Annotated in this window: 10 protein-coding genes; 8 read left to right on the plus strand and 2 right to left on the minus strand. The window is 32.4% G+C overall.

Annotation, left to right across the window (positions count from 1 at the left end; translation table 11 throughout):
• Window positions 1–398 precede the first annotated feature (398 nt).
• The 7 genes from CN925_RS11835 (at window position 399) to CN925_RS11865 (ending at window position 10,001) form a co-directional block, all read left to right on the plus strand.
• Window positions 399–1,253 (plus strand): MurR/RpiR family transcriptional regulator, encoded by an 855-nt coding sequence (locus tag CN925_RS11835; protein WP_098846433.1) that lies wholly within the window; start codon window positions 399–401, stop codon window positions 1,251–1,253.
• Between the two features lie 412 nt (window positions 1,254–1,665).
• Window positions 1,666–4,044, plus strand: a complete 2,379-nt coding sequence (locus tag CN925_RS11840) for an immune inhibitor A domain-containing protein (protein WP_098846434.1) — start codon at window positions 1,666–1,668, stop codon at window positions 4,042–4,044.
• 188 nt (window positions 4,045–4,232) lie between these two features.
• Window positions 4,233–5,297 carry a DUF871 domain-containing protein gene (locus tag CN925_RS11845; protein ID WP_098846435.1) on the plus strand — a complete coding sequence of 355 codons (1,065 nt, stop codon included), beginning with the start codon at window positions 4,233–4,235 and terminating at the stop codon, window positions 5,295–5,297.
• 93 nt (window positions 5,298–5,390) lie between these two features.
• The gene (locus tag CN925_RS11850; protein WP_098846436.1) at window positions 5,391–5,999 is read left to right on the plus strand and encodes a methyltransferase; all 609 of its coding nucleotides are present in this window, start codon (window positions 5,391–5,393) and stop codon (window positions 5,997–5,999) included.
• 91 nt (window positions 6,000–6,090) lie between these two features.
• Complete coding sequence (locus CN925_RS11855) at window positions 6,091–7,182, plus strand: threonine aldolase family protein (protein WP_286138333.1); 1,092 nt, start codon at window positions 6,091–6,093, stop codon at window positions 7,180–7,182.
• A 58-nt stretch (window positions 7,183–7,240) separates the two neighbouring features.
• The gene (locus CN925_RS11860) at window positions 7,241–7,639 is read left to right on the plus strand and encodes a VOC family protein (protein WP_098846438.1); all 399 of its coding nucleotides are present in this window, start codon (window positions 7,241–7,243) and stop codon (window positions 7,637–7,639) included.
• A gap of 145 nt (window positions 7,640–7,784) precedes the next feature.
• Window positions 7,785–10,001, plus strand: a complete 2,217-nt coding sequence (locus CN925_RS11865) for a glycoside hydrolase family 65 protein (protein WP_098846439.1) — start codon at window positions 7,785–7,787, stop codon at window positions 9,999–10,001.
• Window positions 10,002–10,070: 69 nt separating this feature from the next.
• On the opposite strand, the gene gloA2 is transcribed toward CN925_RS11865, so the two are convergent.
• The gene (gene gloA2, locus CN925_RS11870; RefSeq protein ID WP_098846440.1) at window positions 10,071–10,457 is read right to left on the minus strand and encodes an SMU1112c/YaeR family gloxylase I-like metalloprotein; all 387 of its coding nucleotides are present in this window, start codon (window positions 10,455–10,457) and stop codon (window positions 10,071–10,073) included.
• Window positions 10,458–10,652: 195 nt separating this feature from the next.
• A complete protein-coding gene (locus CN925_RS11875; protein ID WP_098846441.1) occupies window positions 10,653–10,871 on the minus strand; it encodes a hypothetical protein in 219 nt (72 codons plus the stop codon).
• Between the two features lie 229 nt (window positions 10,872–11,100).
• On the opposite strand from CN925_RS11875, the gene CN925_RS11880 reads away from it, so the two are divergent.
• The gene (locus CN925_RS11880) at window positions 11,101–12,135 is read left to right on the plus strand and encodes a DUF3048 domain-containing protein (protein ID WP_098846442.1); all 1,035 of its coding nucleotides are present in this window, start codon (window positions 11,101–11,103) and stop codon (window positions 12,133–12,135) included.
• Window positions 12,136–12,201 lie beyond the last annotated feature (66 nt).

Consider the following 12,201-nt stretch of genomic DNA (forward strand, 5'->3'; position numbering starts at 1 on the left):
CCAGCTAAAAATAGAAATATACTGCCTCATAACAGGTTCATGAGGAATTAAACTAGAGAAAAATAAAAGATACTTCCTCATAACAGGTTTTAGTGGAAATCAATCAAAAGTTAGCGTAGTTGACAAGCTCATTATTCAACACTCTGAAAAGTGTAGGGAATATTTTTTCCTACACTTTTCAGAGTGTTGAAAAATAACTTGAACAATAGTGCATAGGGTTTCAAGTGTTAGCGGAAGGACTGTAAGAATACTTTCCAAACCTTGATATCTTTCAAAATTTATGTAGAAAGAACTAAAAAATATCTTTAATTTGGTTATTAATATGATTTTCTTATCATTTGGTTCATAATAGAGAATAATAGTATTTTGCTTGTTTTTAGCAGAAAGGTGTTTAGTAAATGAAACATTTAACAATCTTATCGAAAATTGAAAATTATATGGATCGATTTACGCAAGCCGAAAAGAAAATAGCAGTTTATATAATGGATCATGCTGAAATTGTACCAAATTTAACGACTAAAGATATTTCTAACAATACAGGAGCTAGTGAAGCGAGTGTTGTTAGATTTTGTAAAACAATTGGAATCGGTAGTTTTAAAGCCTTTAAAATAGCATTAGTGAGAGACTTAACTGTTGCTGAAATGAATATTAATGATTTTTCAGTTATGGATAAGAAAGACACACCGTATGATTTATTTAATAAAGTCACTTATGTAAATAAAGCAGCTATTGAAGCTACGGTATCTACTTTAGATAAAAGAGAATTAGAAAAAGCAACAGATGAAATTGTAAAGGCTAAGAAGATTATATTTTATGGAGTAGGCGGTTCAGCTGTATCAGCTATGGACGGAGCATATAAATTTGGGAAAATTGGTTACCATGCCATTATGTCTCCTGATTTCCATATGGTAATCACTTTAGTAGGTCATATGGAAGAAGGCGATATTTTTGTTGCTGTTTCTAATTCAGGGAAAACAAAGGATGTATTAGAGCTTGCTCGTTTTGCTAAGAAAAAGGGAGCAACCATCATAGCGATTACTAAGCTTGGCAAGTCTCCGTTATTTAAGGAAGCTGATATCAAGCTTTGCACACCTGACATGGAACAAGATAATCGAATAGGAAGTATCGCTTCAAAAATGGCACAGCAAAACATAATCGATTCATTATATGTTATATGCTTTAACCGAATCGGAAACAAAGTATCGAGTAAACTGCATGAGTATAGTGAAGAAGCAGGTAAATTAAGAAGGTAATCTAATTAAATAACTACTCAAGGAAGATAGGCAAAAATAATTTTTGATTTATCTTCTTTTTTTGTTATATAAATAAGGAAAAAAATGTCAAAATTTGAAGAGAGAATTTTTTGATCTAGTTATAATTACATATTTTACATTTTCAATTTTATTTTTAATCTAATTTTAATAATGCTAAAGTGCTAATTTCAAAAACTAGACTAAAAGAATAATATAAGACTAAAGAACGAAATTTGGAAAAAGCAAGTTATAAAAACTGACGTGTTTCGTCATTTATTTATGAAAAATAGTGAGTTTTCTGTCATATTATTTAGAATTTTGTAACTATTTGGTGAATAAAACCCTCTGTGATTTCTAGAATTTTTAGAATATTATTAAAATGTACTTCGAAAATTATTAAGGGGGGCTTATTTTGAACAAGTTTGTCGTAACTAGTTTTGCATCAGTGATGGTTGCCGGAACGTTATTTTCTGGGATTCCATTAAAAACTGCATCATCTGAAAGCTTGAGTAAAGTACATAGTACATTAGCGAAGCATTCAAAAAGTACTTTAGATTTATCGTTAGTTAATGACGAAAAGTTATTAGCTGCACTGGTTAAACGTGGTGTGATTTCTGCAAATGCTTCTAAAGCACAGAAACAAGCTGCATTACAAAAATATTTAGAGGTTAAAGGTCAAGCAGATCTAGTAACAGGAAAAGATCCAATTGCTAGCAAAGCGAAAAAAGCAGAAGCTGCAAAACATGGTAAATTTAAAGATTTTAATAATGGCCTATTACACGGAAACGGTAAGAAAAATGGTCAATTAAAAGGTACTCCTGATCCAGTTAAAGAATCAGCTTCTCCTGGTATTCAAAAGAAGGGGAAACTTTTAACATTAATGGTTGAGTATTCTGATCTTCCTCATAACACAATTAAGAAGGAAGAAACAGACAACTGGTACAAAGATTATAATCAACAACACTTTGAAGATATGATTTTTGGTGAAAATGGAGTAAAAGGTCCAAACGGAGAAAATTTCCTTTCCCAAAAACAATATTATGAACAACAATCTGGTGGAACTTATACAGTTGAAGGTAAAGCATATGGCTGGTTAAAGGTACCAGGTACGGCTGAATATTACGGAGCAGATTCTAAAACTGGACATGATAACGTAACACCAGGTGGATCAAAACAATTAGTAATTGATGCATATGCTGCTGCAAAAGCTGCAGGAGTTCCTTTACAAGATTACGATTTAGAAGATCCACATGATTTAGATGGAGACGGAAACCTCTGGGAGCCAGATGGTTTAGTTGATCATCTTCAAATCATTCACTCAGGTATGGGACAAGAAGCTGGCGGTGGAGCACAAGGAGACAATGCAATTTGGTCACACCGTTCTGCTAAATTCGTAGATCCAGATGGTCTTGGTTTAGGCTTACCAGGCTTCTATGACTACACAATGATGCCTGAAGATGGTGCAACTGGCGTATTCGCACATGAATATGGTCATGATTTAGGCTTACCAGATGAGTACGATACAATTTACTCTGGTGCTGGTGAAGCTGTTGAATATTGGTCAATCATGTCAGCTGGTTCTTGGGCAGGTAAAATCCCTGGAACAGAGCCAACAGGATTCTCTCCTTGGGCAAAATCATATTTCCAATCTACTTTAGGTGGAAAATGGACGAACCCAACTGTTGTAAATTGGGAAGATGTATCTACAAAAGGTACTCAATTCTTATTAGATCAAGCAAATTCACCACTTGGTCAAAACAACCAAGCTATTCAGGTGAATTTACCGAAAAAAGTAACATCTATTAATACACCAGCTGCTGGCACTTATGAGTATTGGGGTGGACAAGCAGATGAAATGGATAATAGCATGGTTACTTCTGTAGATTTAACAGGAAAATCTTCAGCAACATTAACTTTTGACGCTTGGTATGATATCGAAGAACAATGGGATTTCGCATTTGTTCAAGTTTCAACTGACAATGGAGCAACTTGGAAATCATTAGGTAACAATAACACAAGAAGTGACGTTGTATCTGAAGGATACCCAACAATCATAAATTCAATGCCTGGTTTCACTGGGAACTCAAATGGATGGCAAGCACAAAGCTTTGATTTATCAGCATATAAAGGCCAAAAAATTCAGCTTCGTTTACGTTCAGCAACTGACTGGGGTACTTCAAATGTTGGATTCTTTGCAGATAATATTAAAGTAGTAGCAGATGGCGCTACAATTGTTGAAGATGGTGGAGAAAAAGCAACTTCTCCATTTACTTTAAAAGGATTTTCTAAGTCTGATGGTAACAAATATTCAGATCATTACTACTTACTAGAATGGCGTAACCATAAAGGCGCTGACGAAGGGTTAGCTCATATTAATCGTGGAGGCTCTCTATTAAGCTATGATGGTGGTTTAGTAGTATGGTATGTTGATGATAGCTTCACAGAAAACTGGTCAGGTATTCACCCAGGTGATGGTTTCTTAGGTGTTGTTGATGCTCACGACGATACTAATTTATTATGGAACTATGGCGCTCAAGCAAGTTCACGTTTCCATGTAGCGGATGCGGCATTCGGATTAAATTCAACATCAGGTTATAACATTACTTATCCAACAGGAGAAGTATTAAAATCTCCAGGTCAAGAAGCTGTCTCTTTATTTAATGATAGCAAAGACTATAATAATACATTCTTACCAGATGCTGGTCGTAACATCGGACACTTTGGTTTAAAAGTTCGAGTTAATGGTCAATCGAAAGACAAATCAGTTGGATCAATCGTAGTATATAAATAATAATGAACTGAAGAAAGGCAACTTATTGTTGTCTTTCTTTTTTGTTTTTAATTGTTTAATAGGAACATATATTATTTTATAATAAAATATAATTTCATATATTTAAATTGTTTAATTGACTTTTTGTTTCATGGGGTTAAAATGAAAACCAAATAGTATAAATCTAATAGTAGGGAAGGAAAGAGACTATGCTAGGTATATCAATCTATTTATCTGAAAAAAATAATGATAAGAATAAAAAGTATATCGAACTAGCAAAACAAAATGGATTTCATTCAATCTTTACATCACTACACATACCAGAAGATGACCCTTCAACTTATAAAAAACTTCTTCAACAACTTGGGTCATGGGCAATGGAAAATGAAATGGAGCTTATGGCAGATATTTCAGCAAAATCACTTACACATTTAGGGTTAGATTACTCAAACGTAGGCGAATTACAAAATTGGGGAGTTACTGGATTACGAGTAGATTACGGATTAAATGAAAACCAAATAGCAGATCTTTCTAAAAAAATGAAGATTGCACTTAATGCTAGTACACTTACGCCTGCATTTTTAGACGAATTACTTAAATGCGGATTACAAACTAAAAACGTGGAAGCTTGGCATAACTTTTATCCTCGTCCAGAAACTGGCTTAGCTACAACTTATTTAATCGAAAAAAACAAATGGTTAAAAAGCTTTGGAATTTCAACAATGGCATTTATTCCTGGTGATGATGAAATGAGAGGACCACTATTTAAAGGACTACCAACATTAGAAAAACACCGTGGAATTAACCCCCTGCTAGCTTACTTAGACCTAACTCAAAACTGTTACATTGATAAAGTTTTAGTTGGTGATATTAGTATAAAAATAGAAACGATGGAGGCTCTATCAAAAACAAAGGATTTTATTGAATTAAGATATAGACCGTATGTACAAGATGAAGAAACCCTTGCCATAGTGGAGAAGATTCACACCAATCGCGAAGATCCTGCACGAGATTGTATTCGTTCAATGGAATCTAGATTATACGGTAGCTTTGGCGAGAATAGTCTAAAACCAGCAAATACAATCATAAGAAACATAGGTTCTATTACAATCGATAATGAATTATATGGCAGATATAAAGGTGAGTTACAAATTATGCATACGAATCTACCAAGCGATGAGAAAGTAAATGTAATAGGAATGATTATTGAAGATGATCTATCATTATTAAAATATATTGGATCGGGTAAGAAATTTAAGTTAAAGCGTGTTTAAATAACACGCTTCTTTTTTTAGGTTAGACTGAACTATTTAGAAACGGTATGATAAGGATACATACAAAATATTAGTTCGAATGGTCGTGGAAAAATGGACGATAAGTATTATGATACCCTACTGAATATAAAGACAGAAGGAGAGCAAAAAGGATTTAATGAATCTTTTCATTATCATCGGTATGAGCCAACACCATATAGCGCACTACAACAACTATTTAAACAATACATACTTTCAAGCGATGATCGAATAGTCGACTTCGGATGTGGTAAAGGAAGATTAAATTTCTATTTAAATAGCTTATTTCATGCTACAGTCGTTGGAATTGAAATGAATGAAAAATATTATAATGAAGCTGTTGAAAATAAAAAAAATTACATAAAAAAAACAAGGACAAGTGAAGATAAAATACAGTTTTATTGCTGCTTGGCTGAAGATTATCAAATTAATCCATTAGATAATTGTTTCTATTTTTTTAATCCTTTTTCAATCCAAATTTTTATGAATATCATAAATAACATATTAATTTCAGTTGAACAATCAAAAAGAGATGTTGAAATCATTTTGTATTATAGTTCTGATGATTATATATTTTTTTTAGAAAATCAGACCGCCTTTGAATTAAAACAAGAGATCTTATTAGCAGATGCTTATATGAAAAATCCAAATGAAAGATTTTTAGTCTACAGGTTAACTTACTAATTTTATCAGATTCAAGGATTTATTCGCTTTTATGGAGAATTTTTTTAAGTGGGAGAATAGTAAATTAAATAATCGGAAGGAAGAGTTCAATTTGAGTAATATTGACCCTTTTATAAAATCATTTAAAAATACAAACAAACAATTGGCGGGAAATGGATTTAGAAATATTCAAGTATTAAAGGATGCACTAAAAGACTTCGACGGTAGTGAAGAAAGCGATCTTTATGGAGCTGGGAATTTTATTGACGATTTTCAAGTGAAAATGGCAGATTTTTTAGGTAAGGAATCTGCGGTGTTTTTCCCAAGTGGTACGATGGCTCAGCAAATCGCTTTAAGAATCTGGTGTGATGAAAAAGGAATTAATAAAGTTGCTTATCATCCTTTATCACATTTAGAAATTCATGAAGAAGATGGCTTGAAGAAGTTGCATAATATACAGCCTATTTTATTAGCAGATAAAAGTCGTGTTATTGAGTTAGAGGATGTTTTAGCAATGGATGAGGAAATCTCTTGTTTATTATTAGAATTACCACAGCGGGAAATTGGTGGACAACTACCATCATATGAATCACTAGAATCAATTTCTTCATACTGCCGTGAAAAGGGAATAAAATTGCATTTAGACGGTGCTAGATTAATGGAAATTCTCCCATACTATAAGAAGACAGCTTCTGAATTATGTAGCTTATTTGATAGTGTTTATATGTCATTTTATAAGGGAATTGGGGGAGTAGCAGGAGCAATTCTTGCTGGTGACCGAGTTTTTATCAACGAATCAAAAGTTTGGAAAAGAAGACATGGAGGAGATTTAATTAGTCTTTATCCATACATAATAAGTGCAAATTATTACTTTGATCAAAGAGCAAATAAAATGGAGCAATACTATGAAAATGCAGTTGAGTTAGCCAATTTCTTTAATAGTTGCCAATCAATCAATACTATACCAACTATTCCAGTTTCTAATATGTTTCATGTTCATTTTAATGCGCCAATTGAAAAGATTAAAAACATACTTCAATCAATTCATGAAGAAACAAAAATTGGTATGACAGGTAACTTAAGGCCAGTTAATAAGGAAGTTTGTTATTGCGAGATTAGTATTGGAGACTTATATTCAACAATCTCTAAAGAGGAGCTTCATTGTATTTTTAACAAATTAGATGAGGAAATGAAGTCAATATAAATCCAATATTATGGACACAATGAATGTTTAATCTATATGAAAAAGGGAGTCGACTTAAATGCAAAAAATTACAACGTTTTTAATGTTTGAAGGACAAGCAGAAGAAGCGATGAATTTTTATATGTCGCTATTTAAAGATTCAGAGGTTGTGAATATTTCGCGTTATGGAGCAGATATGGGTGAGTTTGAAGGGAAAGTAATACATGCTACTTTCACATTAAACGGCCAACAATTTATGTGCATTGATAGTACCGTTAAACATAAATTTACGTTTACACCTGCCGTTTCATTATATGTAACTTGTGAAACAGATGAAGAAATTGAAAATGCATACAAACAATTAAGTCAAGGTGGAGAAGTACTAATGCCTTTGCAGTCATATCCATTCAGTGAAAAGTTTGTATGGGTGAATGATCAATATGGTGTATCTTGGCAATTAACTCTCGAAAAAAAATAATAAAGAACTGTAAGGAAAAATCGTGTCGGAAACAAAGACGCGATTTTTTTATTGCCGAATATTTTTATCATTTCAAGTTTAAAATAAGATGATTTATTGCAAACTTTTATTATATGAATTTTTATAAAGGTGAGAGTTTAACTATATGAGTGAAGTAAATTTAATTACTGAAAAAGAGTTTGACGAACAATTAATTAATAAATATGCAAGTTTAATGGCATTAGGTAATGGTTACTTAGGTTTACGGTCTTGTCATGAAGAAGACTATGAAGGACAAAAAAGAGGGATGTATATATCGGGTATCTATAATCAGCTATCTCCAAGTCAAACGACAAAGCTTGTAAATCTTCCAGATCTAATTGGAATGGAAATTGAAATCAATGGTGATATTTTTTCAAATGCAACTGGTCAATTTACATTTTATGATCGGAAATTAAATATGCTGACCGGCGAACTTTTAAGAGAGGTAATTTGGAAGAATAAAGATGGAAAGCGATTCCACTTTAAGTTTCAGCGTTTTGTTTCAAAGGATGATTTACATTTACTTGCTTCAAAAGTTACTGTCACAGCTTTAGATTGTAATGCAAAGATTAAAATAAAAACAGGTATTAACGCGGAGTGTGTCGGTCAACAAAAGAATGAACTTACAGAAGAATTAGTAAGAATAATGGATAATCAAATTATGCATGGTGTTTATCAAACGACTGAGACTAAACATAAAATTGCAATCGCAACATGTTGTGTAATTCCTGATGAGAGCGAGGTTTCATATTTTACGTTAAATAATCGACTTCTAGCCTCCATTACACAAGATCTCGTTGTCGAGCGAGCTGTTGAGTTTTCAAAAATTAGCTCAGTTTATACATCTAATGACATGTTACGGGAAGATCCTTCTGCAGCTTGTGTTAATACTGTACAGAAATTTTTATCAGAGGGTTATGATAATTTGAGAAATAGTACAGCAATTAAATGGCAGGATTTTTGGAAGCAAAAAAGAGTCGTTATCACATCAAAGGATCAAGCGGATCAGTTAGCTTTGGATTTCTCTATGTACCACATAGAAGCAATGACTCCGGCGCATGATGATCGATTGAGCATAGGCGCAAGGGGATTAACAGGCGAGGGTAATAATGGTTTAATATTTTGGGATACTGAACTATTTATTGCACCGTTTCACTTATTTACTGAACCAGAGATTGCAAAAAGATTACTAAGATATCGATATCAACATATTAAAGAAGCAAAAATAAAGGCTTACCAATTAGGTTATGAGGGTGCTTTATTTCCATGGGCAAGTGCTTTTTCCGGAAAAGAAGAAACACAGAAAAGTTCAGGGAATAATACAACACAAGAGATTAGCTCAAATTTAGAAAAATCAAGTCATCATATAGTAGCTGACATTGCATTTTCGGTCGTACAATATTATGAAAATACATTAGATGAAAGCTTTATGTCTAGTGATGGACTTGAACTACTCAAAGAAACTGCGCGCTTTTGGGTGAGTAGGACAACTGATTCAAACGGCGATTTAATTATTAAGAATGTCATCGGTCCAGACGAATATACAGATCAAGTAAATAATAATGCTTATACGAATTATATGGCTTTTTATAATGTACAGAATGCGTTAAATTTTATGGTGAAATACAATGACCCTGATGCAGAGTTAAAGCAAAATTGCACTGATTTTTTAAAACGATTATATTTACCAAACGAAAATGATGAGAATATTATTCCACAAGACGATACATTTTTAAGTAAACCTGAGATTGACTTAACGGAATATAGACAATCTATTGCAAGTCGAGAAATTTTATTAGATTATTCTATACAAGAGCTATATGAACTTCAAGTTTTAAAACAAGCTGATGTCGTCATGTTGCTTTATCTTTTCCCTGATTTGTTCAAAACGGAAATCGTTAAAAAGAATTTAGAATACTACGAAGAGCGTACTGTTCATGACTCTCCAATAAGTAAAGCAATTCACGCAATTGTTGCTGCAAGATGTGACTACGTGGAAGAGTCTTACCAATTATTTCAAGAAGGATGTTTAATCGATTTAGGACCGAATCCAAAATCATCAGATGACGGAATTCATGCTGCGCCTATGGGAGCAAATTGGCTAGTAGCAATCTTTGGCTTTGCAAATATCTCTATGGACATCAATCGTTTAAAAATTGATCCTAAATTACCTTCAAATTGGAATAAAATGACCTTTCCTTTCCAATGGCAAGGGGCAAAACTAGAATTTACAATTACCCAAAAAAACATAACAATTACAAAGGATTATGGTCCACCAGTTTCATTAGAAATTAACGGTGAAACATATAATTTAACCGAAAGGATAAAGGTTTCTCTTTAAGTGGTGAGAAGAGAAGGTTAAAAGAAACAAACACCCCCCAATCTATCACTAAGATTGGGGGGTGTTTTTCTATGCTTCATATAATTCCAACGGTGAACCATCAGGATCCTGGAAAAATGTAAATCTTTTATTTGTTAACTCGTCAATTCGAACTGGTTCAACAAAGACAGCATTTTGTTTTAAGTATTGAATACTTTCTTCTATATTCGTTACAGTAAATGCTAAATGACGTAACCCAGCTGCTTCAGGATTTGTTAGTCGCTTCGGTGGATTTGGAAATGAAAATAACTCAATTTGTCCATTTTCTCCGATACTTAAGTCCAATTTATAAGAGTCGCGATCCTTTCGATAGGTTTCCTTCATTACCTTACAACCTAATAAATTTATGTAAAAATGCTTAGACATTTCATAATTAGAACAAATAATAGCGACATGATGGATCCTCTTAATTTCCATATTAAAACTCCTTTTTACTTTGATTTACTCAAACTTTTTTAGTTTATCATGATTCGTACATGTTTGAAAAAGAAATACTTTTCATTTGGGCAGTATAGTTCAGAGTTTTAAGTGGAAAAATTGAATGGTGAACTGTAAAACTAGGCTAAACTTCAAAAAAAATAATGGGAATAATATCCCATTAAATTTTGAAATTTATCTTCTTCTTTTTTTATCATCTTTTGCTAAAACCTGTACTTTCTTAATAACTTCTAGTTCTACTATGACATGTACATGTTTATCATTTATATGATTAACGCTTAATACTTTACCTTTTCGTCCTTTAATGCGAATAGTATCTCCTTCAGAGGGTATATTTTTGAGTAGTTGGTTTAATAGTTCTACGTTTTTCTCAATATAATGAACTACAATCATCTAGCTTCAACTCCTCTAATCATTCTTATCTTTATACAATACAATATTTAAGATCAAATAAAATAAGAACAACTTTAAGCTGATTATTTTACATTACAAATTCATATATTAAGCAATAACTTCTATATATTAGCAGATGATATTATTTTTTTAAAAATTCTAACAAATCCTTTCTATTTAAACCGTTCTTTAATACAATTTAACAAAATAACAGATTGTGAGGGAGCCGATGCATAAGAAAATTTTATCAATAATAGTGATCAGTATGCTTTTAGTAGGATGTAAGCATGGCGAAAAGTCTGTAAAAACAGTTAAAAATGAGAATGAAAATCCTTCAAATGAACATGTAATTGATAAAGGAGAAATCGATACGATTTACGCTCCTTTAAATGGATTACCAATAAGTCAAGTTAGCGAACAAAGACCTGTTGCAGTAATGGTGAATAATTATTATTTGGCTAGACCTCAAAGTGGTCTGAGCAATGCTGATGTTGTTTATGAAATTTTAGCAGAAGGAGATATTACAAGATTTCTAGCCATTTTTCAAAGCAATATACCTGAGAAGATAGGACCTGTAAGAAGTGCCAGAGATTATTACATTGATTTGGCAAATGGTTATCATGCCTTATTTATCTGTCACGGAAATAGTCCGAAAGCGAAACAAATGATGGATTCAGGAATGATTGATGCATTAAACGGACTGATCTACGACGGTACGTTATTTAAAAGAGATAAAACGAGAAAAGCACCACATAATTCTTATATTCTGAAAGAGGGGATTGAAAAAGGAGTTGCTCAAAGACATTACTCTTATTCCGAAAAAGTTATTCCACTAGATTTTACGCAGAAGGACCTAGTATTTGATAACTCTTGGCAAACTGCTACAGAAGTATTTATAAAATACTCTCATGATGCAAGAAATAATGTGACTTACAAGTATTCGAATTCAACGAAACAATTTCAACGAGTTCAAAATGGAATAGTAGCAAAGGATGCCTTGAATGAAAAGCAGCTTCAAATTAAAAATATTTTAGTTGTAGAAGCGACCCATCAAATTATTGATAGCTATGGTCGTCGTTCAATTGATACCGAACATGGTGGAAAAGGATATTATATAGTTGATGGTAAGTATGTGAATATACAATGGAAAAATGTAGATGGTCGAATCATTCCATTTACATTAGATGGAACTGAAATAAAACTTTCACCAGGTCAAACTTGGATTAATTTTGTTCCATTTTTAAAAGATGTATCAATTAAATAAAATATATTAAAGCAGATAATTTTATTTAATTATTTGCTTTTTTTATTGCTAAGGAATGAAACTTAC

The sequence above is a fragment of the Bacillus sp. AFS055030 genome (assembly GCF_002574545.1).
Taxonomy (GTDB): Bacteria; Bacillota; Bacilli; order Bacillales; family Bacillaceae_G; genus Gottfriedia.

Coding starts and splice junctions, on each gene's coding strand:
- CN925_RS11875 (WP_098846441.1), bottom strand. CDS start 10,871: ATGATTGTAGTTCATTATATTGAGAAAAACGTAGAACTATTAAACCAA.
- CN925_RS11865 (WP_098846439.1), top strand. CDS start 7,785: ATGAGTGAAGTAAATTTAATTACTGAAAAAGAGTTTGACGAACAATTA.
- CN925_RS11880 (WP_098846442.1), top strand. CDS start 11,101: ATGCATAAGAAAATTTTATCAATAATAGTGATCAGTATGCTTTTAGTA.
- CN925_RS11860 (WP_098846438.1), top strand. CDS start 7,241: ATGCAAAAAATTACAACGTTTTTAATGTTTGAAGGACAAGCAGAAGAA.
- CN925_RS11835 (WP_098846433.1), top strand. CDS start 399: ATGAAACATTTAACAATCTTATCGAAAATTGAAAATTATATGGATCGA.
- CN925_RS11850 (WP_098846436.1), top strand. CDS start 5,391: ATGGACGATAAGTATTATGATACCCTACTGAATATAAAGACAGAAGGA.
- CN925_RS11845 (WP_098846435.1), top strand. CDS start 4,233: ATGCTAGGTATATCAATCTATTTATCTGAAAAAAATAATGATAAGAAT.
- gloA2 (WP_098846440.1), bottom strand. CDS start 10,457: ATGGAAATTAAGAGGATCCATCATGTCGCTATTATTTGTTCTAATTAT.